Raw genomic sequence first — 24,822 nt, forward strand, 5'->3', positions numbered from 1 at the left:
TGGAAGCGTTTCCGCCTGCGCTGTCACGCAGAGCGAGCCAACGTTGTCAGAGGTTGGTATATCCACTGATCTGCGGATATGGCCGCAAAGTTCCAACGTGGCAATGAACTCTTGCCAACGTTGTCATCGCTACTTATAGTCCGTGACACCTCTCGGTGTGTAACAGCTGAGCCCCGTGCAACGGAAACAGAGGTGACTTTCGTCATGAGCCCTGATCACAACGACGAACCGCGTCCCCAGTACGAAGACGTCGCAGCGGTCATCCGCTACCAGTTGACCCGGCGCAGCATGATCGGCGGAGGTGCCGCGGCGCTGACCGCGTTCCTGGCCGCCTGCTCCGGTGGCGGCGGGTCGTACTCGGACAAGCCGGCCGGCACCAAGCCCGCCGCGACCAAGACCATCCAGATCGGCAAGGCGAACATCCCGGTCCCACGGGAGCAGACGGTGATCGTCGGCCAGGTCGAGTACACCGTGTTCGACAGCTTCAACGGCATGATCCCGAACGGTTCGCCGTCCGGCGCCGGCGTCGAGCTCGCCACCGAACCGTTGTTCTTCCTCAGTTTCGCCACCGGCAAGCTGACGCCGTGGCTGGCGACCGAGTACAAGTACAACGACGATCACACCGAGCTGACGCTCAAGTTCGACCCGAAGGCGCACTGGAACGACGGTGAGCCGCTGGGCGCGAAGGACTTCAAGTTCACCGTGATGATGCTGAAGGACCGGCCCGACCTGTTCGGCGGCGGTGGCGAGCTGAAGGAGTTCGTCAAGGACATCGAGGTGCCGGACCCGCAGACCGCGGTGGTCAAGTTCCTCAAGCCGACGCCGCGGTTCCACTACAACTTCATCGCCGCGATCTCCGGCGCGCCGAACAACATCATGCCGGAGCACATCTGGAAGTCGCAGGACCCGACCAAGTACAAGGACAACCCGCCCGTACGCTCCGGCCCGTACAAGCTGAAGCAGGCGATCCGGAACCAGAAGATGTTCGTCTGGGAGAAGGACCCGAACTACTGGAACAAGGACAAACTCGACGTCAAACCGCAGTACGTGGTGTTCCAGAGCACGTCGAAGCAGCTCGACCAGGCGTCACTGGCGTTCGAGCGGGCCGAGTTCGACGTCGGTTCGATCGACGCGCAGCATGCCTCGCAGCTGCGCAACACCGGCTACCCGAATCTGATCACCACGCAGTTCCACGACCCGAACCCACGGGTGATGTGGCTGAACTGCGATCCCTCCCGCGGTGTGATCGCGGAACCGAAAATGCACTGGGCGATCAACTATTGCCTGAATCGGGAGACGATCGGCAAGTCGGTCTGGCAGGTGCAGGTGCCGCCCGCGATCTATCCGTGGGCCGACTACCCGACCAACGACAAATGGAAGAACGACGAGCTCGCGAACAAGTACAAGTTCGAGTACAACCTGGACAAGGCAACGCAGTTGCTGGACGAGATCGCGCCGAAGAACGCGGCCGGCACCCGGATGTACAAGGGCAAGGAGATCAACCTCGAGATCATCACGCCGGCGCTGGTCGACAAGGACGAGTACGCGATCGCCAATGTGCTGAAGACGGATCTTGCCAAGGTCGGCGTGCCCGCGACGCTGCGAAGCCTTTCCGGCAGCGTGCACGACGACAAGTTCCAGCGCGGCGAGTACGACATCGATTCGAGCTGGGCCGGATTCGCCATCGATCCCGAGCAGCTCTACACCGACTGGGAGAGCAGCAAGGCGCAACCGATCGGCAAGAACGCCGCCAACAAGAACAGGATGCGGTTCCGGGACCCGCGGTTCGACGAGATTTCGCTGAAGCTGGCCAGTATCGACCCGAACTCCGAAGAGGCGAAGCCGCTGCTCGCCCAGGCGCTGGAGATCTACTTCCAGAAGCTTCCACTGCTTCCGGTGATTCAGACCGGCTATCCGCAGTTCTTCAACACCACGTTCTGGAAGGACTGGCCGACCGACGACAACCTGTACGAGGTGCCGTTGAACTGGTGGCCGCACTTCGCTCTCGTGCTCGGCAAGATCAGCGCGACCGGGCAGAAAGCGCCGTCGTGACGGCGGAAGCCCCGCCGGTGGCGACTGTCGACAAGCCTCAGGAGGCCGCACCCTCGTCCGGGATGCGGGCCTGGTTGTCGCGACATCCGCTGGCGGCGTACGCGATCCGGCGACTCGGCCTGTATGTGGTCGAGTTGTGGGGCGCGCTGACGATCGCGTTCTTCTTCTTCCGGCTGATGCCGGGCGACCCGATCCAGACGCTGATCCAGACCCTGCAGCAGAACTACGTGTACAACGCGCAGGCGAGCGCCGAGCTGATCGCCCGGTACCGGCACGAGTTCGGGCTCGACGGGAACATCCTGACCCAGTACCTGCGCTACATGGAGAAGCTCGTCCTGCACGGCGATCTCGGCCCGTCGCTGATCAACTATCCGACCCCGGCGCAAACGGTGATCCTCAGATCGTTGCCGTGGACAATCGGTCTGCTCGGGATCTCGGCCGTGCTGGCGTGGGTGCTCGGGATCATCATCGGCGCGATCGCCGGCTGGCGGCGCGGCAAGCTCGGGTCCGCGATCGCCACCAACTTGTCGATCGCGCTGTCACACGTACCGTACTTCTTCGTCGCGCTGATCCTGGTGTACGTGTTCGCGTACTCGATGGGCGTACTACCCGCCAGATCCGCGTACGACTCGAATCTCAGTCCGGGATTTTCGCTCGACTTCATCGGCAGCGTACTCAAGTACGGATTGCTGCCCGGCCTGTCGATCGTGATCATCGGGACGTTCAGCTGGATTCTTTCGACCCGGATGCTGATGGTCCCGATTCTCGGCGAGGACTTCCTGGTGTACGCCGAGGCGAAGGGCCTGAAGGGTTGGCGAATCCTGACCCGGTACGCGCTGCGGAACTGCTACCTGCCGCAAATCACCGCGTTCGGTATCTCACTCGGCTTCATCTTCAACGGCAACGTCCTGGTCGAGCAGTTGTTCAACTACCCAGGCCTAGGAACCACCCTGGTCACCGCGATTCAGCAACTCGACTTCAACACCATCCTCGGTGTCACCGACATGGCCATCTTCTCGGTCCTTACCGCCGTCCTCCTCCTCGACCTCGTGCTCCCGCTGCTTGACCCGCGGGTCAAGTACTGGAAGTGATGACCGATGAGAATAGTGAGCGCGGTATTACGGACGATCCGGAACAGCCGGCGGCTGGCGACCGGACTGGTGATCCTCGGGATCCTGGTATTGCTGGCATTGTTCAGTCCGTTGATTACCAAGGCGATCGGGGGTGGGCAGGACCCGGTTGAGCTGGCCGCGTACGACAAGTGGCTGATGCCTGGGCCGGGTCATCTGCTCGGGACCGATCAGTTCGGGCGGGACGTGTTCGCGATGGTGGTGAAGGCGCTGGCGGTGTCTTTGCAGATCGGCGCGATCGCGGGCGTCATCTCGACCGTAGCCGGTGTCATCGTCGCGTTCGTTGCCGGGTACAAGGGTGGCTGGATCGACAACGTGCTGTCCACGTTCACCGGAATCCTGCTGGTCATTCCGACCTTCCCGCTGCTGATCGCACTCTCCGCGTACGCGAAGAACGTGAGCCTGTTCCAGGTCGGCGTGATGATTTCGATCTTCTCCTGGCCGTTCGCGGCGAAGACGATCCGCTCCCAGGTACTCAGTCTGCGAACCCGCCCGTACGTGGATCTTGCCCGGGTCAGCAAGGCGCGCGACCTGGAGATCATCGTCACCGAGCTGCTGCCGAACCTGCTCCCGTTCATCGGCGTCGGGTTCGCGTCGTCGGCGCTGGGCGCGATCTTCGGGCTGGTCGGTCTGGAGATCATCGGGCTCGGGCCGGGTGGCGTGATCGACCTCGGCCAGATCATCTTCAACGCGATCAGCACCGGCGCGCTGACGCTCGGCGCCTGGCCGATGTTCGTGGTCCCGATCGCCTTGCTGACGTTGCTGTTCGCGGCGCTGAACATGGTGAACATCGGGCTCGAAGAGGTCTACAACCCGCGGCTGAGAGGAGTGGCCGGTGAGTAACGTTCTGGAGGTCAAAGGCCTGGAGGTCGTGTACTCCACCAACCGCGGCGATGTGAAAGCGGTCCGTGGGATCGACCTGGACGTTCGCCGTGGCGAGATCCTCGGGATCGCGGGGGAGTCCGGCAGCGGCAAGAGCACCCTCGCGGTCGCGCTGCTCCGGTTGCTGAAGGCGCCCGGCAAAGTGGCCGGTGGGTCGGTGATGTTCCACCCGTCCGGGCGCTCGCCGGTGGACCTGCTGAAGGTGCATGGCGAGCAACTGCGCGTACTGCGGTGGTCGGCGCTGTCGTACCTCCCACAGGGTTCGATGAGCTCGCTCAACCCGGTGATGCGGGTCGAGGACCAGTTCAAGGACGTGATCATCGAACATGCGCCCGGGCGGAAGGACTCGCTGGGCGAGCTGATCCCGCGCCTGCTCGGACAGGTCGGGCTGGAACCGCGCGTCGGCCGGATGTACCCGCATGAGCTGTCCGGCGGGATGAAGCAGCGGGTCCTGATGGCGATCGCGGTCGCGCTCGAACCCGATCTGGTGATCGCGGACGAACCGACGACCGCGCTGGACGTGACGATCCAGCGGGTGATCCTGCAATCGCTGGCCGATCTGCGGACCGACTTCGGCGTGACGCTGATGGTGATCTCGCACGACATGGGCGTACACGCGCAGCTCGCGGACCGGGTCGCGGTGATGTACGAGGGCCGGCTGGTCGAGGTGGGCGACGTACGGCAGGTGTTCAAGGACCCACGGGACGAGTACACCCGTCGGCTGATCGAATCGATCCCGCAGGTCGGACGGAGGGCCTCGTGAGGCGTAGTCGAGAGAACCTGGCAGAACTTGAACTTCGTGGCGTACAGCAACGGTTCCACGCGCGGGACGTACCTGGCGGGTACTTGACCGCGGTCGACGACGTGAGTTTCAAGCTGGCCGCGTCGCCGCCGCAGATCGTCAGTCTGGTCGGCCAGAGCGGCAGCGGGAAAAGCACGATCGCCCGCAACGTACTGGGTCTGCAGAAGCCGACCGCCGGGACCGTGCTGTACGGCGGCAAGGACATCTTCAAGCTGAACCGCGCCGAGTACGACGCGTACCGCCGTGATGTGCAGCCGGTGTTCCAGGACCCGTACGCGATCTTCAACCCGTTCTACCGGGTGGATCGCGTGCTGTGGAAGGCAGTGAAGAAGTTTGGGCTGGCGTCGACGCGGGCCGCCGGTCTGGAACTGATCGAGGAGTCACTCCGCGCGGTACGACTCGAACCGGAAAGCGTCCTCGGCCGGTATCCACATCAGCTGTCGGGCGGTCAACGGCAGCGCATCATGCTGGCCCGCGTACACATGCTCCGCCCGTCCTTCATCATCGCCGACGAACCGGTCTCGATGCTGGATGCCCAGGTACGCAAACACTTCCTGGACATCCTCCTCGACTTCCAGCGCGAACACGGCATGACCACCCTGTTCATCACCCACGACCTGTCAACGGTCTACTACCTCGGCGGCGAGGTCATGGTCATCACCAAGGGCCAGTTGGTCGAACGTGGCCCGGTCTCCAAAGTCATGCACGACCCATCCCACCCGTACACCAAACTCCTCCTCGACTCGATCCCCCAACCAGACCCCGACCAACGCTGGACCACCCGCATCTCGACCACCGAGCTGGGGTTCAGCGCTTGATCGCGGTGCAGGTGGCGGTGGCGGATTTGGTGGGGTTGCTTTCCGAGGTGGCGGTCAGGGTGATTTTGGCGATGGGCGAGCGGCCGGCTTTGGTGTGGACGGGGACGGTGATTTGCTGGCCGGCGTTGGCGGTGGCGAGGGCGTTGGGGAGGGCGATCGGCCAGTCGTTGCCGTTGACCTTGGCGGTGAGGCGGTAGACATCGCCCTTCAGGTACGGCGCGACCTCCTCGGGGCCCGTGCCGGGCTTGCCGGTGTTGGTGAGGCGGAAGTTGCAGGTCTGTACGCCGCTTCCGTCCGGCTTCGCGACCGTCGGCAGGAGGCGTACGCCGCGCTGCTGCGGGCCGGCGCCGTCGAGCGACCGGATCGCGACCGTGTACGAAAGGATGCCCTTGCGGTCGCGGTGCACGTTGGTGACGTAGAAGTGCAGCCGGTTCGCGGCGTCGGTGTACTCGTACTCGCTGCCCGAGTTCGTGCCGGCGTGAAACAGCGCGTCCGACAACTGCCGGTAGTCACCGATCGTGATCGGGACCTTCGTACCGTCGGGCAGCACGTAGTCCGTCATGTTGATGTCCTGCGGGTTCGCGTCGACCACCCACTCGAACGGCGCGCGATCCTGGTTCTTGGTCTTCGCGAGCAGCACCCCGGAGTCGGGCGTGAACGAGTCCGTACCCATCCGGTCCACCACTTCGACCGTGTAGTTCTGGTACCCGCGACCGTCGCACATCGGGTCCTTCGCCACGTCGCACGGCGCGCCGAGATCGCCGGCGCCGCCGAGCTCGACGTTGATGCCGGACAGCTCACTCGCGCCGGGCTGTACGCTCCGCGCCTTCACGTTGGCGATCACGACACCGGACGAGGCGAGCGCTTCGCGGGACAGCCGGAGTACGTTCTGCTCGTCGACCATCTTGAGCTTGATCTTGTTCCGCAGCATGTGTTGCGCGCCCATCGACGCGCCGCCGGTGGCCGGGATCATCCAGCGACTGTGCGGACCGCCGGGACCGTTGAAGCTGCCGCGGCTGAGCATCTCCCAGATCCCGGTGTATGCGCGTCTCGGCGGCACGCCGTACGGGTTGTTGTAGTTGTCGCCGATGCCCAGGATGTGGCTGAACTCGTGCGCGAACACGCCCATCCCGGAGCTCTCCGCCTGGGTGGACGAACCACCACCCGCGTTCGGCCAGATGGAGGCGCCGGCTGCCCATGAGGTCCAGTCGACGTAGCGAGTGTCGGACCAGTTGCGGCCCTGGGAGTTCGGCGGGCCGAAGGCGGCGCTGACGTCCTCCTTGGTCGGGAACTTCATCATCCCGAATTCTTGCCAGGTGGATGACTCGTCCTGGCCGGCGCTGAGGAAGAACACGAAGTCGTACCCGGCGGGGATCTGTGGGCCCTGGTCGGCGACCCAGGCCGCGCGGCCGTCGGTACGGATGTCCTTCGTGCAGGTGTCACCGGCCGGGCAGTCCGCGGCGCTCTGGAACTCCATCCCGTACTCGTGCGACTTCCCCGGCATCCGGTACGGGCCGAAGGCGGTGAGGTCGACGCCGTAGCGGCCGCCGGAATCCTCCATCCAGTACTCGTGCAGGGTGTGACCGTGGTTGAGTGACTCCGGCGTGTTCAGGAAGTCCTTGTAGAACTTCGCGACCTGGTCCCGCGGCACGCCGTTCGCGGCGGCGCTCGGGTTCCCGAACACGGTCGAACCCTTGGGCTTGGTGATGACGAAGTCCTGGTTCGGGTAGTCGAGCAGCACGAGCGCGCCCTTGAAGGTCCGCTCGGAACCCTTCACGGCGGGGTCGGCCCAGTTCGTCCCCGGCGGTTTGACGTAGTCGTCCCACGTCATGTGGTCGGGGTTCTCCCAGTTCTGCGGGTCGATCGGGCCGGGCAGGCCGGTGGACAGCGATTTCGCCACCCGCGCGTCCGGCCCCGACTCCTGCCAGGGCTGTTTCTGCGGCCAATGTGGGTACTGCCAAGCATTGGCCGGGTCCGGGGGCGCGCTCGCACCCGGCGACGCCAGCGCCAGCGAAGGCACCGAAACAGCGACCAGTACGGCCACCAGCCGTACCACACGACGAATCTTCCGTAGCTCAGACACGGGCAGGCATCCGATCGACGAACGGGCGGGGACATCGAGCAGTCCAGAGCATGCCTGCTCAACCCCCACCGCACAACAGATCACGGCGCGCGACATCTACCGGGAGACTGTATACAGTATGGTAGTGCTCGAGTGGGATGGAGGAGTTCATGTACTCGGTGACTGATCCGGTGACGGGTGTGCTGGTGGAGGAAGTGGCGAACTCGACGGATGCGGAGGTGCGGGACGCGGTCGGGCGGGTTCATGGTGGGTACGCGGCCTGGCGGCGGCGGGATGTCCGTGAGCGAGCGGCGATCGTGGCGCGGGCGGGGGAGTTGTTCGCGGAGCGGGCGGATGAGCTGGCGCGGATCATGACGCTGGAGATGGGGAAGCGGGTCAGCGAAGGGCTCGGTGAGGTCGGGATCGTCGCCGACATCTTCCGGTACTACGCGGAGCACGGGCCGGCGTTGGTCGCGGACGAACCGATCGAGATCAAAGGCGGCCAGGCGGTGATCAGCAAGGGACCGATCGGCGCGCTGCTCGGGATCATGCCGTGGAACTTCCCGTGCTATCAGGTCGCGCGGTTCGTGGCGCCGAACCTGGTACTGGGCAACACGATCCTGCTCAAACACGCCTCGATCTGTCCGCGGTCGGCGGCCGCGATCGAGGAGATCCTGTCTGCGGCCGGCGTACCGCGTGATGTGTACGTGAACACGTTCGCGTCCAGCCGGCAGATTCCGGCGATCCTCGCGGACCCGCGGATCGCCGGTGTGTCGCTGACCGGAAGCGAACGGGCCGGGATCGCGGTCGCCGCCGAGGCCGGGAAGAACCTGAAGCGGACCGTACTCGAGCTCGGCGGCTCCGACCCGCTGATCATTCTCGACACCGCCGACCTGGACGAGACGGTGAACGCGACCGCGACGGCCCGGATGCGGAACTGTGGTCAGTCCTGCAACGCCCCCAAGCGGATCATCGTCCTCGCCGGCCTGTACGACGAGTACGCCGACCGCCTCGCCAGGCGCGTCACCGAGTACTTCGTACCGGGCGATCCGGCTGACCCGGCGACGAAGCTCCCGCCGCTCGCCTCGATGGCGGCCGCGGACGAGGTTGCCGCCCAGGTCGCGAAGGCGGTCGAGCAGGGCGCGACGCTGCGCGCCGGAGGCAACCGGATCACCCCGGGCGCGTACCTGGAGGCGACCGTGCTGACCGACGTCACGCCGGACATGGACGCGTACGCGGAGGAGATCTTCGGCCCGGTCGCGATCGTGTTCCGGGCCGACGACGAGGACGACGCGATCCGGCTGGCCAACGACACCCCGTTCGGTCTCGGCGCATCGGTGTGGGGTACGAACGAGGAACGCAACCGCCGCGTCGCCGACCGGATCGACGCCGGCATGGTGTACCTGAACCGGGCCGGTGGTTCGCAGGCCGATCTCCCGTTCGGCGGAATCAAGCGTTCCGGTCTGGGCCGTGAGCTCGGACCGGCCGGGATCGAGGAGTTCATGAACCGCAAATCCATCCGGCTCGGCTGAGCGAGCTACCAGATCCGGGTACGAGTTCGGGCTGATCGCGTGGGGACTGCTCCAGGTAGTACACGGCTGGTTCCTCGCGTACCGGCCGATCGCCGCCACGATCCAGGACGCGTTTCGCGCGCTGGTGGTGCGGTAGTGCGCGCATACTGACGGTACGCGCGTGAGAGGGAGGCCGCGGATGAGTGGTTACTCCGTCAAGACCTATCGGTACCTGCGGATGGCGATGGTGGCGATGATCTTGCTGCTCGCCGCCGCGCTGGTGATCGAATGGTCGAAGACCGATCCGCGGTGCCTGCAGACGTCGATCAGCGCGTACTACTACACGCCGGTGCGCGCGATCTTCGTCGGCTGCCTGATCACCATCGGCGTGTGCATGGTGGTGCTCAAGGGCAACACCGAGACCGAGGACATCCTGCTGAACGTGGCCGGCATCCTCGCGCCGGGCGTCGCGCTGGTGCCGACGCCCGGACAGGGCAGCTGCCACTCGGTGCCGGTCGAGCTCGGTGACGCGGCGGCCAACGTCTCGAACAACATGCTCGCGTTGTTCGTCGTCGGCGTACCGTGCCTGCTGCTGACCGCGTACTTCATCATCCGCGACCGGATGCGCGAACCGGCCGGATGGACACCGATGTACGTCGTCGGGCTCGGCGTCGCGGTACTGATCTTCGGCGGCGGACTGGCCTGGTTCCTCGCCGACCGCTCCGGGTTCATCGGGAACGCGCACTACGCGGCGGCAATCGTGATGTTCCTGTGCATCATCGTGGTGGTGCTGGCGAACGCCGAACAGTTCCGGCGCAAGCAGCACGCCGTACCGCGATCACTCGCGAACCGGTACTCGGTGATCGCGCTGGCGATGGTGGTACTGCCGCTGCTGATGGTCGGCTGGCGCGCGCTCTTCGGCTGGGCGCACGCCGTGCTGTGGATCGAAGGCACGCTGATCGTGCTGTTCGCGGCCTTCTGGATCAGCCAGACGCAGGAGCTGTGGAACGAAGGCCTCCGTCAGGAGTTGCCGCGGTCACCACAAGCCACGCCGTCGCCGTTGCGGTCGAGCTCCCGTGAGTAGCCGGGGTCGCCGCGATACAGCGGCGCCTTGCCGGCGGCCCGGACCTCGTCGCAGTTCCGGTAGTACACGGTTGTTGGCGGGGTGCTCGGGGTCACCCGCCCTGGCCCATCGGTCGGACCCCAGGTCGGCGCTGTGGTCGGTCCCGCTGTCGGGCTCCACGTCCGGCCCCAGGTGGGACCCTGCGTCGGCACATCAGTTGGTGCATCAGTCGGTGCGCTGGTCGGGACACCAGTCGGCTTACGCGTCGGCGCACCTGTCGTCCCCGTAGTCGGCACGCTCGTGGAGGTCGGTGCATCCGTTGGCGCTGTCGTACCAGCGCTCGGTGATCCCGGCGCGGTCGCCGTCGTGCAACCCGACCGGCACCGCGACGATCCCGAGCGCGGCCACCCGGCCCGGCCCGCCGTACCTTCCGATCGGTCCGCGGACCGCCCGCCCGTGCTTGTCCACCCAGAACGCCCACCCAGCTGGTGCGGCCGGCCAGTTCTCCGGCGGCTGCCAGCGGCGGGGTGGTCGCCAGCCGCGCCGCGGCGGCTCCGGCCACTCCGGTGGTGTGTTGAAATGCCTCACGCGAACCCTCCCCGCCGGGCAGCCTAGCGAGGTCGCCGGTAGCACGACCAGCCACCCGCCGAAAGGGGTCTAAGTCTCGTTGACAGACTCAGCCAGGAGATGTGAGGCTCAGGTCATGACGGAGACTCAGGTGGATCGGAGCCGGACGTTCAGCTGGACGGATCCGGCCGAGACGGCGGCGCTGATCGGCAGCTCGACCGGGCTCGAGACGTTGCGGGCGATGCAGGAAGGCCGGTTGCCGGCGCCGCCGATCCTGCGGCTGGTGGGCGCGACCGGGTTCGAGGCCGAGGAGGGCAAGGTCACCGTCTTCATGCCGGCGGCCGAGTTCCACTACAACCCGCTCGGCTCGGTGCACGGCGGGGTGATCGCGACGCTGCTCGACACGGCCTCCGGCTGCACGGTGCATTCGACCCTGCCGGCCGGCTTCGGGTACACGTCGCTCGACCTGATGACGCGATTCATCAAGCCGGTCACGGTCGCGTCCGGTGTGCTCCGCTGCGAAGGCGGCATCATCAGCCGCGGCCGCCGGACAGCCGTGGCGGAGTCACACCTTTACGACGAGCGCGGCAAGCTGCTCGCGCACGCGACCTCGACCTGCCTGATCTTCGAGATCCCCTAGCGGGCCGCGTCCGCCAGCAGCTTCTCGGTGGCGACCAGCCGGACGCAGGTGGCCAGGCCGGTGATCGCCGCCTCGACCTCGGGCAGCTCCGGGTACGTCGGCGCGATCCGGATCACCTGGTCGGTCGGGTCGTCGCCGTACGGGTGCGTCGCGCCGGCCGGCGTGATCGCGATCCCGGCCGCCTTCGCCTTCGCGACCACCTCGCGGGCGCAGCCCGCCGGCACCTGCAGGCTGATGAAGTACCCACCGGCCGGCGCGGTCCACGAAGCCAGCCCGGTGCCACCCAGCTCGGTGGTGAGTACCTTGTCGACGACGTCGAACTTCGGCCGGATCAGTCCCGCCAGCGTGCGCATGTGCGTACGCAGCCCCTCCGCGTCGCGGAGGAACTGCACGTGCCGCAGCTGGTTGATCTTGTCCGGGCCGATGCTGCGCTTGACGGTGTGGCTCAGCCACCACTCGATGTTCGCGGGCGACGAGCCGAAGAACGCGACGCCCGATCCGGCGAAGGTGATCTTCGAGCTGGAGCCGAACACGAACGCGCGGTCCGGGTGCCCGTTCCCGGCGCACAGCGCGAGTACGTCCGCGAGCGCGACCGGCGAGTCGGTCAGGTGGTGTACGGCGTACGCGTTGTCCCAGAAGATCCGGAAGTCCGGCGCGGCGGTGTTCATCGCGGTCAGCCGCCGGACGGTCTCGTCCGAGTACACCGTGCCGTCGGGGTTGCTGTACTTCGGCACGCACCAGATGCCCTTGATCTTGGCGTCCTCGGCGACCAGCCGCTCGACCACGTCCATGTCCGGGCCTTCGGGCGTCATCGGGACCGGGATCATCTTGATGCCGTAGCGCTCGCAGATGCCGAAGTGCCGGTCGTAGCCGGGCACCGGGCAGAGGAACGCGAGCCCTTCGACGTCGGCCCAGCGCTGCTCCGCGCCCGGCACCTTCCCGAGCAGCGCGAACACGATCGCGTCGTGCATCAACTCGAGGCTGGAGTTGCCCGCCGCCAGGAGCTGATCGACCGGCACCTGCAGGTCCGCGGCGAAGATCTCGCGGACCTCCCGCAGGCCCTGCAGCCCGCCGTAGTTGCGCAGGTCGGTGCCATCCGCGGCGACCGGGTCACCGGCCAGTTCGAGTACACCGTTGGCAGCGTCGAGCTGTTTCGGCGACGGCTTCCCCCGGGTCAGATCGAGCTTCAGGCCCTTCGCCACCAGCGCCTCGTAGTCCTGGCGCGCACGCTCGGCCTGGGCAGTCAGCTCTTCGACACTCACGGGGGAGTCCTTTCACATGTACCGGTCTTCAAGACCAGCCTAGTGACTCACCTGCCCCGCTTGCATTTCGGGTACCTCGGATCCCACGGCGGACAGGGCAGCGTCGGTGGCTTGATCGTCGGCGGCGTGACCGGTGGGGTGACCGGAGGCGTCACCGGCGGCGGCGTCTTGGCCTTGCTGCCGTTCGAGATCATCAGGGTGACGATCGCGCCTTCCGGTGCGCCGTCCTCCTGCCGCGGCGTGGTCCAGGCCACCGTGCCGTTGGGCGCGTCGGAGTCGACCCGGTCGCCGTGCGACATGACCGGCTTGAAGCCGAGCTGGAGGAGCTTCGCCGCGGCGTCGGCCGGCGTCATGCCCTTCAGGTACGGCAGGTCCTTCACGTTGCCGCGGATGACCTTGTCGTCGGCCTTCACGAACTTGCTCGACGGCAGGCCCTGCAGCGCCAGCTGCATCGCGGTCTCCCAGACCGGACCGGCGGTGCCGGAGCCGGACGCGTCCTTCAGCTTCTTGCCGTTGAAGACCTGACCGATGATGTCCTTCGCGGGCGGATCGGCGTCGCCGACGACGGCCGCGCCGGCGAGCTTCGACGAGTACCCGGCGAACCAGACGGCGTGGTTCTCGTTGATCGTTCCGGTCTTGCCGGCCAGGTCACTGCTGCCGAACCGCACCTTGGCGCCGGTGCCGCCGTTCTGCATCACCTGGTTCAGGACGTAGTTGACGCCGTCCGCGACACCGGGCGAGAGCACCCGGTGGCAGTTCGGACCCGGCGTCGAGATGTTCTTGTTGGTCTTCAGCGAGGTGATCGAGGTGACGACGACCGGGGTGCAGTACATCCCGCGGGCGGCGAAGGTCGCGTACGCGTTCGACAGCATCACCGGCGTGATCAGACCGACCGAACCGAGGGTGAAGGACGGCACCTGCTTGAGCGGCTTCATCGTCTGCGCGTCGTACATGCCGAGATCCGCGGCGACCGTGGCGATCGGGCACAGGCCGATCTGCTGGGACAACTGCAGGAAGTAGGTGTTGGTGGAGGCCTTCGCGGCGTCGACCATGGACGGGTCGGCGATCGTCTTGGTCGAGTTCTTCGGCGTGTAGTTCGGGTCCGAGACGGTTCCGTTGCAGGTGCTGAACGCCTTGCCGCTCAGGTCGAGCGTCTGCGGCGAGTTGATCCGGTACGTGGTCGGGATGGTCTTCTCGATCGCGGCGGCGATGGTGAACGCCTTCATCGTCGACCCGTTCTGGAAACCGCCGAAGCCGCCGGGGTAGGACTTCTCGACGTTGTAGTTGTACGCCGTCTGTCCCTTCTTCGCGCCGTACGGCCGGCTCTGCGCCATCGCCCGGACCAGTCCGGTGCCGGGCTCGACCATGCTGACCGCGGCGACGGCCTGGTCGCCGGCCTTCGAATGCTGCTTGATCGAGGTCTCGGCGGCGGCCTGCATCTTCGGGTCGAGGGAGGTACGAACGACCAGCCCGGCGGTCTCGATGTAGTTCTCGCGCTCGTCGGTGGTCTTGCCGAAGGCCGGGTTCGCCTTCAGCTTGGCGACCACGTACTCGCAGTAGAACGGGTACCTCGAGTTCGCGCAGCCGCTCGGCACGACCTGGACCTTTGCCGGGTTGAGCACCGGCGTCTTGATCGCGTCCTGGGCCTGCTTGGCGGTGATGATGTTCAGCTCGTGCATCCGGCGCAGCACCACGTCACGGCGGTCCTTGGCCCGCTTCGGGCTGTCGATCGGGTCGTAGCCCTTCGGGTTCTTCACCAGACCGGCCAGCATCGCGGCCTGCGGCAGGTTCAGCTTCGCGGCGTGTACGCCGAAGTAGTGCATCGCGGCGGCGTCGATCCCGTACGAGCGGTCGCCGAAGAAGGCCAGGTTCAGGTACCGGGTCAGGATCTCGTTCTTGCTGAGTTCCTTCTCGACCGCGATCGCGTACCGCAGTTCGGCGATCTTGCGTTCGTACGTGTCGTTCGTGGCCTGCTTCACCTCTTCGGGCGTCCGGGCCTTGTTCACCAGGCTCAGCTTCACGTACTGCTGGGTGATGCTCGATCCACCCTGCTGTACGCCGCCGGAGGACTTGTTGCGGAGCAGCGCCCGCAGCGTGCCCTTCGCGTCCAGCGCGCCGTGCTGGTAGAACCGGTCGTCCTCGATCGCGACGATCGCCTTCAGCATGATCGGGCTGATCTGCTTCAGCGTCACCGGCGTCCGGTTCTGCTGGTACAGCGTCGCGATCGTGCTGTTGTCGGCGGCCAGGATCGTGGTCCGCTGCGCCAGTGGCGCGGTCTGCAGATCCTGCGGCAGGTACTGGACGCTGTTGTGCGCGGCCGCCGTCGTCATCCCGGCCAGACCGGCGAACGGAAGCGCCAGTCCGGCGGCCAGCGCGCCCGCGAGCGCGCTGACCAGGAGAAACACGAACACCGACCCCACGACATTCGGCCGCTTGGCTCGCCGCTCGCCTCTGTGCATGGTTGGGCAGATTACGTCAGGTCAGGCACTTCCGGGAGTCTCCTCGTTACGGAATTTACACAGTTGCCTATCGAATTCACCGTCCGTGACCAAATCTTCACCGTTGGGCGCCGATCAGCGGCTGAAACCGGCGGTCAGGCCGCTGAGCAGCTGGCGGCGGCTGACGGCGTACAGGATGACGATCGGCAGGGTGGTGAGGACGACCGAGGCGAGCACCGCCGGTACGTTGACGCTGTACTGACCCTGGAAGGTCCACAGCGCGAGCGGGAGGGTGCGTTTGCCTGGGCTCTGGGTGAGGATCAGCGGGAGCAGGAAGCCGTTCCAGACCGCGAGGCCGTTGTAGATGCTGACCGTGACCAGGGCCGGTCGCGTCAGCGGGAACGCCAGGCCGCGGAGCATGCCCCACTCGGTCGCGCCGTCGACGCGCATCGACTCGAACAGTTCCTTCGGTACGTCGCGGATGAAGTTGGACAGCACCAGTACGGACAGCGGGATCGAGAACGCGATCGACGGCAGGATCAGCGCGAGCAGACTGTCGTACAGGCGCATCCGGATGATCAGCAGGTACACCGGGATGATCGTGGCCTGGAGCGGAATCGCCAGACCCATCAGGAACAACCCGTTGACCCCGGCCAGGAACTTGCTGCCCGCGCCGCGGATGATGGCGTACGCGGCCATGAACGAGATCGCGACCGCCGGAACGATGGTGCCGATGGTGACGATCACGCTGTTCAGGAAGTAGCGCGGGAAGTCGGACTGGATCACCAGCTGGTAGTTCGTCATCGTCGGTGCCGACGGCAGCGCGAACGGGTTCTGGGTGAAGTAGGCGCTCTGGTCCTTGAAGCTGGTGACGACGATCCAGTACAGCGGGATCAGTACGATCAACAGCCACACCCAGCCGCCCAGTCCACCGAACCAGTTGAGCCGCAGCAGCTTGCGGACCCGGACGGCACGATCCATCTCAGGCACCTTCCTGCTGGCTTGCCGTCGTACTTCCGCCGAGCCGCCGCAGCAGCAGGGCCAGCGCCAGACCGAGCAGCACGATCAGCGCGGCGATCACGCTGGCCGGACCCATCTGGTTCGACATGAAGCCACGTTTGTACATGTCCAGGGCGAGTACGCGGGTGGCGTCACCAGGACCGCCCGCGGTGAGGACGAAGATCAGGTCGAAGAATGTCAGCGACCCGACCACCATCAGCGTCGACGACGTGATGATCGTGTACTTGAGTTGCGGCACGGTGATGCTGAAGAACTGCCGGACCCGGCCGGCGCCGTCGATCGAGGCGGCCTCGTACATCGTGGCCGGGATCTGCCGGACGCCACCTTGGTAGATCAGCGAGTGGAACGGGACGAACTGCCAGGACACGATGAAGATCACCACGCCGATCGCGAGGTTGCTCTGACCGAGCCAGTCCTGGGTGAGGAACCCGAGGTGCAGTCCGGCGCCGAGCCCGAAGTTCGGGTCGAGCAGCGCCTTGTACGTGATCGCGATCGCGGCCGAGCTGAGCAGCAACGGGATGAAGTACAGCACCGCGAGGAACGCCCGGTACCGCTGCCGCCCGGCCAGGAACGTACCGAGTAGCAGACTCACCGGGGTCTGGACGGCCCAGGACAGGATCATGACCTCGAAGGTGACCAGGATGCTGTGCGGCAACTGTGGATCGGTGAGCACGGACTTCCAGTTCGAGAACCCGGCCGCGTGAATCGCGCCGAGGCCGTCCCACTGCGTGAAGCTCAGCACGAGTACACCGACGAGCGGCACGACCCCGAACACGACGAACAGCAACAGCGCCGGCAACACCATCCACGCGACCGGCCCGCTCCGCCCCGCAGCGGACGACCCCGCGCGCGCCGACGCCGTACGGCCCGCCGGGGGCGCGACAGGCGGAGCGGTTGCCGTCATTGGCCGATCACTGCGTTCATGTTGCTCGCGAACTGCTGGGGTGAGATGGAGAGCTGGAAGAGCTTGGCGATGTTGTCCAGCAGAGTTTCGGCCTGGGTCGGGCTGAGGGCCTGGTCCCAGGACTGGGCGAAGTTCTTCGCGTTCGCCGACGTGTCGTAGACGAAGTTCAGCCACTCCGAATCGTTCTTGTCGGTGATCGCGGACAGCTTGTCCTTCGAGCTCTTCGCGACCGCGATGTTGCCGGACTTCACCCACGCCTCGACCGACGCGTCGTCAAGGGTGTTGTTGGCAAGGAACTTCTTCGCGGTCTCCTTGTCGGCCGCGCTTGCCTTGGACGAGATCGACAGGTATTGCCCCGGGTTGCCGACGGTGTCGGTCGGGTCGCCCTTGCCGCCGTCGACCGGCGGGAAGTTCATGTACCCGAGGTGCCCGCCGGTGACGAAGTCGCCACCGGACGACTTCATGTTGCCGTACGTCCAGGCGCCGTGCAGCATCATCGCCGCCTTGCCGGTGAAGAGCAGTGCCTGGTCCGCGTTCGAGTCGGCGGTGATCGACGAGAAGCCCTTGATGAAACCGTTCGCCTTGATCAGCTTCTGCATCTCGTCCAGTGCCTTCAGCGCGGACGGGTCCGACCAGCTGTTCGCCTTGCCGTCGTAGATGTTCTGGAAGACTTCCTTGCCGCCGATCCGGTCGAACAGGAACTCCAGCCACATCATGTTGGTCCAGCGCGACTGCCCGCCGAGCGAGAACGGCGCGATGCCCTTGGCGTTGAACTTGGGCACCAGGTCCATGATGTCGCCCCAGGACTTGGGCGGTTCGGCGCCGGCCTTCTCGAAGGCGCGCTTGTCGTAGAAGAGCACGATCGGCGTCACCGTCTCGACCGGCATCGCGTACGCCTTGCCGTTCACCGTCGCGGCGCCGAACGCGGACGGGAAGATCGAGTCCTTCAGCTTCGCGTTCTGGCTGAAGAAGTCGGTCAGATCCTCTACCTGGTTGGCTTCCACGTAGCTCTTCAGGCCGCCGCCGCCCCAGCCCCAGATCAGCGTCGGGCCCTGGCCGGCGCCGATGGCGGTCTTGATCTTCTGCTTGAACGCGTCGTTCTGGAACTCGGTGGTCTTCAGCTGCGAGCCCGAGTTCGCGTCGTTGAACCGTTTGACCTGCGCCTCCCGGATGCCCTGCTGGGGCTGGCCGGTGAGGAACCAGTAGCTGGCACCGCTGCCGGCCGCGGCGCCGGTGGTCGAACCGGGCGTGCTCTTCGGGCCGGAGCTGCCGCAGGCCGCGAGACCGGCGGCCAGCGCGCCGCCGCCGACCAGGCCCAGGAAAGTACGACGGGATGTATTCATGGGGTCCACTGTGATCTCCTCGCGGAAGCACCTGCCATGATGACTTGTTTCGAAACATAGATTTCGTGAATAGCCCTGTCAAGACTTGAATCAAGAGCACTTCAGGGTCACAGTGAGGTCACATAAGCCCTGGTGGAGCAGGTGATTCACAGCTTTCTCCGATTGGCCGGAAAGTCTCGAAAAGTTTTCGAAACTTCACCTCGGAGCTGATCGATGATCAAGGGAGATTTCTTGTGTCCAGCTCGATCGACCGGCCCTGGCTCGACCCCGCCCGGCCCGCCGCGGAACGGGTCGCGCTGCTGCTCGCGGCGATGACTCCCGCGGAGAAGATCGCCCAGCTGGGCAGTCGCTGGGCCGGCAACGACATGGCGGACGCCGAGCTGCCCGCGGACGAAACCATCAACGTGGCGCCGATGGAGGACGTGTTCGCGACCGGCGGTTCGCTGTCGCTGGAGGACGCCGGCCGGGACGGACTCGGCCACCTCACCCGCGTCTGGGGCAGTTACCCGCAGACGATCGAGCAGGGTGTCGCGGAGGTTCTTCGCCAGCACGAGGTGGTGCTGAAGGGATCACGGCTCGGCGTACCCGCGTTGGTGCACGAGGAATGCCTGACCGGCTTCACCACGTACGGCGCGACGGTCTATCCGGCGTCGATCGCGTGGGGTGCGACGTTCGATCCGGAGCTGGTCGAGCGGATGGCGGCCGCGATCGGGCGGGACCTGGCCGCGGCCGGCGTACACCAAGGACTCTCGCCGGTGCTGGACGTCGTCCGTGACTATCGGTGGGGCCGCGTCGAAGAGACGATGGGCGAAGACCCGTACCTGGTGGCGATGCTCGGATCGGCGTACGTCCGCGGCCTGCAAGGCGCCGGCGTACTGGCGACCCTGAAACACTTCGCCGGGTACTCGGCATCGCGCGCCGGGCGGAACCACGGCCCGGTGTCGATGGGCAAGCGGGAGTTGCTGGACTTCATCCTGCCCACCTTCGAGACCGCGATCGCGACCGCCGGCGCGGCCTCGGTGATGAGCTCGTACTCCGATGTGGACGGACTGCCCGCGAGCGCGGACCCGTGGTTGTTCACCGACGTGCTGCGCGACGAATGGGGATTCGAGGGGACTGTCGTCTCCGACTACTGGGCGGTGCCGTTCCTTGCGTCGATGCATCGCGTCGCCGCGGATACCGCGGATGCGGGCGTACTGGCGCTGACCGCCGGGACGGACGTGGAGCTGCCCGACACGATCGGGTACGCGGGCCTGCTGGACAAGCTGCGGTCCGGTGAACTGTCCGAGGAGCTGATCGACCGCGCGGTCCGGCGGGTGCTGTTGCAGAAGGTTCAGCTGGGTTTGCTCGATGAGGACTGGTCGCCGGAGGTGCGCGCGGACGGTGTCGACCTGGACTCGGCGGCGAACCGCGCGATCGCACGCGAGCTCGCCGAGAAGTCCGTCGTGCTGCTCGACGCCGGTTCGGCGCTGCCGCTGGCGGACAACGGGAACGCCCGCGAGGTCGGCCTGGCCGCGAAGATTGCCGTGGTCGGGCCGGTCGCGGGTGATCCGCGGACGATGATGGGCTGTTACGCGTTCCCCAACCATGTCCTGCCGCGCTATCCCGAGCGTGGTCTGGGGATCGAGGTGACCTCGCCGATCGATGCCCTGCGCAACGAACTTCCGGACGTGGAGATCGTTCAGGCCAAGGGATGTGAGGTGATCGGCGACGACCGGTCCGGGTTCGCGGCGGCGGTCGCGGCGGCGCGGCACGCCGACGTGTGTGTCGCGTACGTGGGTGATCTGTCCGGACTGTTCGGTCACGGCACGTCGGGGGAGGGGTGCGACGCCGAGGACCTGCGGCTTCCGGGGGTACAGGGCGAGTTGCTGCAGGCGCTGCTCGACACCGGGAAGCCGGTGGTGGTCGTGGTCGTGTCGGGCCGCCCGTACGCGCTGGGTGAGTTCGCGGACCGGGTGGCCGGGCTGGTGCAGGCGTTCATTCCGGGCCAGGAGGGCGCGGCGGCGATCGCGGGCGTACTGAGCGGGCGGATCGTGCCGAGCGGGAAGTTGCCGGTGCAGATTCCGCGGCACGTCGGCGGTCAGCCTGGCACGTACCTGCAGCCGGCGCTCGGCAGCGTCGAGAGCGCGGGCATCAGCGGACTCGAGGCCAGGCCGTTGTACCCGTTCGGGTACGGCGCTTCGTACACGACCTTCACCGTCGGCGAGCTGCGGTTGAGTACGGACGAGATCGCGAGTGACGGTGAGTTCACCGCGACGGTACGGGTCCGGAACACCGGTGATCGCGCGGGCGACGAGGTCGTGCAGCTGTACGTACGCGATCTGGTCGCCCGGGTGGCGCGGCCGTTGAAGCTGCTGACCGGGTTCGCGCGCGTCTCGCTCGCGCCGGGGCAGGCGGCCGACGTGACGTTCCGCGTACACGCCGATCGCACCGCGTACACGGGTCCGGAGCTGCGGCGGATCGTGGAGCCCGGGGAGCTGGACGTGATGGTGGGCACGTCGTCGCTGGACCTGCCGTGTCGCGCTACGGTGCGGATCATCGGGGATGTGAGGGTGGTGGGACACGACCGGGTGCTGACGACGCCGGTCACGATTCAGGACCCGGGCGGAGGGTGATGAGATGTCGCGGTTGAAGGGGCGCGTCACCCTGGCCACGGTGGCCGGGTCCGCGGGGGTTTCGGTCGCCACGGTGTCCAAGGTGCTGAACGGGCGCAGCGACGTCTCGGCGGCGACCCGCGCGCGGGTGCAGGAGGTGCTGGAACGGCACGGGTACGTCGGCCGCCGCCCAGAGCCGGCGCACCGCGACACCGTCGAGCTGTTCTACCAAGGCGTGCTGAACGCGTACTCGGTGCAGGTCATCCAAGGCGTGGTCGAGGCTGGGCAGACGGCCGGCGTTGATGTCGTACTGAACGCGCATCCGCCGCACCCGCAGATGGCCGGCAGCGGTCGCGCGGCGCGCTGGATCCGGGACCTGATCGGCAACGGCCGCCGCGCCGCGATCGGGCTGACGAGCCAGCTCGCCGCCGCGGACCTGGCCGCGTTGTCCCGGGCACGGCTGCCGCTGGTGGTCATCGACCCGGCGAACATCCCGGAGCCGGACGTGACGAGCGTCGGCTCGACCAACTTCGCCGGCGGGATGGCCGCCGCGCAGCATCTGCTGTCACTCGGCCACCGCCGGATCGGGTACGTCGGCGGGCAGCCGACGTCCGGCTGCAACCAGGCCCGGATGAGTGGCTTCCGGAGCGCGATGGAATCGGTCGGCGCGGAGGTGCCGCCGGAGTACGTCTGGCTGAGCGACTTCCTCTACGCCGACGGGCTGGCCGGTGGGGCATCGATGCTTGACCTGGCCGATCGGCCGACCGCGATCTTCGCGGGCAGCGACGAGGTGGCGCTCGGCGTACTGGAAGCGGCCCGGGCGCGCGGGCTGCGGGTGCCTGAGGATCTCAGCCTGGTCGGGTTCGACGACACCGAGGTGGCGCGGCTGGCGTCGCCGCCGCTGACCACGGTGCGCCAGCCGTTGCGCGAGATGGGCGCGGTGGCGTTGCGGACCGCGTTGCAGCTGGCGGCGGGGGAGCAGGTCGCGTCGCATCATGTCGAGCTGGCCACGACACTGATCGTCCGCGGCTCGGCCGCACCCCACAAGCTGTCGCCGGTGGCCTAGTCCTTCCGGTCCGACAGGCCTCTGGTCGCGAAGGTGGCGGCGACCAGGAGCGCGAGCGACAACGCGGCGAGCAACGCGAGGGGTACGGCGTTGGCGGCTGCTGTCCTCTCGTTGGACAGTACGGTCATGATCGGCCGGATCGGCGAGATCCAGCGGACCAGCAGTACGAGGAGAATCGCGGCGGCCGCGGTGAGCATCGAGATGCCGACGCGCGGGATGACCAGCCGTGAACAGAGCAGCCCGATCGCGATCCCGATCATCGCCGCGCCGAGTTGCGCGACTGCGCCGACGGCGAGGTCGGCCGTACTCAGGTCGTGCTTGCCGGTGACGATCGGGTAGGCAAGACCGATCACGAGCAGCGGAAGGCACCAGGTCACTACCACGGCGACGGTGATTGCGAGGACGCGTAAGGAGCTGCCGATCATCACCAGCGTGATCGTCCGCTGGGTCGGGTCCTCATGATTGACGATGGCAACGGTCAGCCAGGTCGTGCAGACCAGCATGGCGAGTACACAGAAGGCGTACGACGACTGGAGCGGCCCGTTGTCGGAGGTCGTACCGACTGCCATCGCGGCCAGGAAGATCAGGGTCGGTGGCAAGTACCGCTGGGAGAGCAGCGCGCTGGTGAACAGGTACCGGTAGAAGGCGCTCATTCGGGCTTCACCTGCCGTACGGTGACGACGGACCAACCGTGGTTGAGGGCGGTCAGCAGGGCGGCGTCGTGACGCCCGGTCGGGATCATCACGGTCACGCCGGCGTCGGCCGGCCGTACCTCCAGGACGTCGGGATGACGCGCCCAGTCGATCGCGGCGCCGGGTCTGAGGACGAGCTCGGTGAGCGCGGGCGTGCTGCTGACCGGCACCAACCGGCCGCGTTTGAGCTCGCAGACTCGGGTGGCGGTGGAGCGGACGGCCTCGGTCGCGTGCTCGGTGAAGGCAACCGCCGCGCCCTGCTCAGCGGTCTCGGTCAGCAGTTCGCGCAGGGTGCCGTGGGCAGTCGCATCCAGGCCGGACCACGGCTCATCCAGGACGAGCAGCTCGGGCGGCGCGAGCAGGGCCTGCGCGACGGCGACCTTCTGGGCGTTGCCTTTCGACAGCTTGCGCATCGGCGTGTCCGCGCCGCCCGCGAGCGCGAGGCGGTCGAGCAGCTCGTGCGCGCGGGTCCGCGCCGTCGTCGTACTGAGCCCGCGGATCCGGCCGAGGTGCTGCAGGTACGAGGAAGCTGACAGCCGATCGTGCGAGGCGAAGACATCGGGTACGTAGCTGACCACGCGGGCGTTTCGCTCGACCGTACCCGCCGTCGGCCGCGACAAGCCGACCATCAGGCGGAGCACCGTGGACTTCCCGGAGCCGTTCGACCCGACCAGGGCGAGCAGCTCACCCGCGTTCACCTGCAGGTCGACGTCAGTCAGGATCTCCCGTCGCCCGAACCGTTTGGAGACCTTCCGCAGGCCGACCATCGTCATGCGGTGAGCCTATCCAGCCGCTGGGCCGCATCACCCGGTGGAGTGGCCGGGTCAGGATGATCGACGTCAGCAGCGACGCGGCGGCGAAGACCACGATCGCCGGTGCGGTCGCGGTCAGATCGGCCAGCGCACCGGCCAGGATCGCGACCACGCCGAACGTGGTCGTACGCAACGCTCCTTCCAGGCCGAGCACCTGCCCGTGCAGATCGGGCGGCGTGAGATCGACCAGTACCTCCTGCTGCGCGAGCGATGCCGAGTACCCGCTGCTGCCGATCGCGACCAGTACGCAGAGCACCGCGATCGGCAGGTCGAACGCGAACCCGAGGAACGGGACCGCGAGGAGAAAGCGAAGCGCCTGCCCGGCGATCCGGCGGCCTTCGTGGGTCAGGAACCGGCCGACGACGAGATCACCGGTCATCATTCCGGCCGCACCGGCCGCGAGCAGCCAGCCCGCGCGCGAACCGGCGTACGGGACGAAGAGCGCTTCGCAGCCGACGATCAGTCCGTTCGGAAGTGCCAGCGCCAGCAAGAGCGGCCGCGTACGCCGCTGGGCGAGCAGAAAGCGGTTGGCCCGCCAGGTTTCGGCCAGGCTGGTACGCGCGACCCGGCGTGGCGCGCGATCGCGCAGGCCGAAGCGGATCACCGGCACGGAGACAGCGGCGAAACCGGTCGCGATCCAGAGCACGGTCGAGGCGCTGACGGCCTGCAGCAGGATGCCGGCGATGCCGAAGCCGGCAATCTGCATGGCGCCGACCGACAAGTTCATCGCGGACCGGCCGAGGACGAACTGATCGGTCCCGAGCACCTCGCCGAGCAGTCCCCAGCGGACGCCGGCGCCGATCGACAGGCCGTACGCGAGGGCGAGCGCCAGCCCGAGACGGACCACGGGAGACAGGTCGAAGGCGGCCTGGACGCCGACCTCGACCGCCGTCAGGGTCGCGAGCAGGATGAGAATCCGGCGTGGCCGGGCGGTGTCGGCCGCCGACATCAGCGTCGAGATCCCCAGCACCTGGGCCAGCGACGGGCCGAACATGATCGCCGCCGCGAGCAGCGCGGACCCGGTCGCGGCGTCGACCACGATCGCCAGCGTCAGGCTGATCATGGTCGCGGACGCGTTCCCGAGCGCGCTGCTGACCCACAGGTTGCGGAACTCGCGGTTGGCGAAGATCGCCCGGTAGGTGCTCATGCCGAGGAGCATCGACG

At 67.0% G+C, this 24,822-nt stretch carries 21 protein-coding genes; 10 read left to right on the forward strand and 11 right to left on the reverse strand.

Annotation, left to right across the window (positions count from 1 at the left end):
• Positions 1–204: 204 nt before the first annotated feature.
• Genes HDA44_RS05310 through HDA44_RS05330 form a run of 5 tightly spaced genes read left to right on the forward strand, consistent with a single transcriptional unit; the run spans position 205 to position 5,684 of the window.
• Positions 205–2,052 (forward strand): ABC transporter substrate-binding protein, encoded by a 1,848-nt coding sequence (locus HDA44_RS05310; RefSeq protein ID WP_184831826.1) that lies wholly within the window; start codon positions 205–207, stop codon positions 2,050–2,052.
• Positions 2,049–3,143, forward strand: a complete 1,095-nt coding sequence (locus HDA44_RS05315; protein WP_184831828.1) for an ABC transporter permease subunit — start codon at positions 2,049–2,051, stop codon at positions 3,141–3,143. The genes HDA44_RS05310 and HDA44_RS05315 overlap by 4 nt, the downstream gene beginning before the upstream one ends.
• Positions 3,144–3,149: 6 nt before the next feature.
• Positions 3,150–4,025, forward strand: coding sequence for an ABC transporter permease (locus tag HDA44_RS05320; protein WP_184831830.1), 876 nt, complete (start codon positions 3,150–3,152; stop codon positions 4,023–4,025).
• The gene (locus tag HDA44_RS05325; protein ID WP_184831832.1) at positions 4,018–4,827 is read left to right on the forward strand and encodes an ATP-binding cassette domain-containing protein; all 810 of its coding nucleotides are present in this window, start codon (positions 4,018–4,020) and stop codon (positions 4,825–4,827) included. The genes HDA44_RS05320 and HDA44_RS05325 overlap by 8 nt, the downstream gene beginning before the upstream one ends.
• A complete protein-coding gene (locus HDA44_RS05330) occupies positions 4,824–5,684 on the forward strand; it encodes an ATP-binding cassette domain-containing protein (protein WP_184831834.1) in 861 nt (286 codons plus the stop codon). Before HDA44_RS05325 ends, HDA44_RS05330 begins: the two co-directional genes overlap by 4 nt.
• On the opposite strand, the gene HDA44_RS05335 is transcribed toward HDA44_RS05330, so the two are convergent.
• The gene (locus tag HDA44_RS05335) at positions 5,674–7,740 is read right to left on the reverse strand and encodes a M6 family metalloprotease domain-containing protein (RefSeq protein WP_337905646.1); all 2,067 of its coding nucleotides are present in this window, start codon (positions 7,738–7,740) and stop codon (positions 5,674–5,676) included. The two genes, HDA44_RS05330 and HDA44_RS05335, sit on opposite strands and share 11 nt — an antisense overlap.
• Positions 7,741–7,916: 176 nt before the next feature.
• On the opposite strand from HDA44_RS05335, the gene HDA44_RS05340 reads away from it, so the two are divergent.
• Positions 7,917–9,278, forward strand: coding sequence for an NAD-dependent succinate-semialdehyde dehydrogenase (locus HDA44_RS05340; protein WP_184831838.1), 1,362 nt, complete (start codon positions 7,917–7,919; stop codon positions 9,276–9,278).
• A gap of 178 nt (positions 9,279–9,456) precedes the next feature.
• Positions 9,457–10,341, forward strand: coding sequence for a DUF998 domain-containing protein (locus tag HDA44_RS05345; protein ID WP_184831840.1), 885 nt, complete (start codon positions 9,457–9,459; stop codon positions 10,339–10,341).
• On the opposite strand, the gene HDA44_RS38825 is transcribed toward HDA44_RS05345, so the two are convergent.
• Complete coding sequence (locus HDA44_RS38825; RefSeq protein ID WP_184831841.1) at positions 10,278–10,616, reverse strand: excalibur calcium-binding domain-containing protein; 339 nt, start codon at positions 10,614–10,616, stop codon at positions 10,278–10,280. The genes HDA44_RS05345 and HDA44_RS38825 overlap by 64 nt on opposite strands.
• Positions 10,579–10,908 carry a hypothetical protein gene (locus tag HDA44_RS36985; protein ID WP_184831842.1) on the reverse strand — a complete coding sequence of 110 codons (330 nt, stop codon included), beginning with the start codon at positions 10,906–10,908 and terminating at the stop codon, positions 10,579–10,581. Before HDA44_RS36985 ends, HDA44_RS38825 begins: the two co-directional genes overlap by 38 nt.
• A 115-nt stretch (positions 10,909–11,023) precedes the next feature.
• On the opposite strand from HDA44_RS36985, the gene HDA44_RS05360 reads away from it, so the two are divergent.
• Complete coding sequence (locus HDA44_RS05360) at positions 11,024–11,527, forward strand: PaaI family thioesterase (protein WP_184831843.1); 504 nt, start codon at positions 11,024–11,026, stop codon at positions 11,525–11,527.
• Here the strand turns inward: HDA44_RS05360 and HDA44_RS05365 are convergent.
• From HDA44_RS05365 to HDA44_RS05385, 5 genes are all read right to left on the reverse strand, one after another.
• Positions 11,524–12,789 (reverse strand): aspartate aminotransferase type Ic, encoded by a 1,266-nt coding sequence (locus tag HDA44_RS05365; RefSeq protein WP_184831844.1) that lies wholly within the window; start codon positions 12,787–12,789, stop codon positions 11,524–11,526. The genes HDA44_RS05360 and HDA44_RS05365 overlap by 4 nt on opposite strands.
• Before the next feature lie 47 nt (positions 12,790–12,836).
• Complete coding sequence (locus HDA44_RS05370) at positions 12,837–15,248, reverse strand: penicillin-binding protein (protein ID WP_184831845.1); 2,412 nt, start codon at positions 15,246–15,248, stop codon at positions 12,837–12,839.
• 114 nt (positions 15,249–15,362) lie between these two features.
• Positions 15,363–16,208, reverse strand: coding sequence for a carbohydrate ABC transporter permease (locus HDA44_RS05375; protein WP_184831846.1), 846 nt, complete (start codon positions 16,206–16,208; stop codon positions 15,363–15,365).
• 1 nt (position 16,209) lies between these two features.
• Complete coding sequence (locus tag HDA44_RS05380) at positions 16,210–17,151, reverse strand: carbohydrate ABC transporter permease (RefSeq protein WP_184831847.1); 942 nt, start codon at positions 17,149–17,151, stop codon at positions 16,210–16,212.
• On the reverse strand, positions 17,148–18,494 hold the full coding sequence (locus tag HDA44_RS05385) for an extracellular solute-binding protein (protein ID WP_184831848.1): 1,347 nt from the start codon (positions 18,492–18,494) through the stop codon (positions 17,148–17,150). The genes HDA44_RS05380 and HDA44_RS05385 overlap by 4 nt, the downstream gene beginning before the upstream one ends.
• A gap of 233 nt (positions 18,495–18,727) precedes the next feature.
• Between HDA44_RS05385 and HDA44_RS05390 the strand changes: the two genes are divergently transcribed.
• Together HDA44_RS05390 and HDA44_RS05395 are read left to right on the forward strand one after the other, a co-directional pair.
• Positions 18,728–21,109, forward strand: coding sequence for a glycoside hydrolase family 3 N-terminal domain-containing protein (locus HDA44_RS05390; protein WP_337905650.1), 2,382 nt, complete (start codon positions 18,728–18,730; stop codon positions 21,107–21,109).
• Positions 21,110–21,113: 4 nt separating this feature from the next.
• On the forward strand, positions 21,114–22,154 hold the full coding sequence (locus HDA44_RS05395; RefSeq protein WP_184831849.1) for a LacI family DNA-binding transcriptional regulator: 1,041 nt from the start codon (positions 21,114–21,116) through the stop codon (positions 22,152–22,154).
• Here HDA44_RS05395 and HDA44_RS05400 read toward each other — a convergent pair.
• From HDA44_RS05400 to HDA44_RS05410, 3 genes are read right to left on the reverse strand one after another with little or no spacing between them, the layout of a single operon-like run.
• On the reverse strand, positions 22,151–22,807 hold the full coding sequence (locus HDA44_RS05400) for a hypothetical protein (protein WP_184831851.1): 657 nt from the start codon (positions 22,805–22,807) through the stop codon (positions 22,151–22,153). The two genes, HDA44_RS05395 and HDA44_RS05400, sit on opposite strands and share 4 nt — an antisense overlap.
• Entirely contained in the window at positions 22,804–23,619 is an 816-nt protein-coding gene (locus HDA44_RS05405; protein ID WP_202887181.1) for an ABC transporter ATP-binding protein, read from the reverse strand. Before HDA44_RS05405 ends, HDA44_RS05400 begins: the two co-directional genes overlap by 4 nt.
• Positions 23,558–24,805, reverse strand: coding sequence for an MFS transporter (locus HDA44_RS05410; protein ID WP_184831853.1), 1,248 nt, complete (start codon positions 24,803–24,805; stop codon positions 23,558–23,560). Before HDA44_RS05410 ends, HDA44_RS05405 begins: the two co-directional genes overlap by 62 nt.
• Between the last annotated feature and the right edge of the window lie 17 nt (positions 24,806–24,822).

Origin of the sequence: Kribbella solani (assembly GCF_014205295.1) — a bacterium.
Taxonomy (GTDB): domain Bacteria; phylum Actinomycetota; class Actinomycetes; order Propionibacteriales; family Kribbellaceae; genus Kribbella; species Kribbella solani.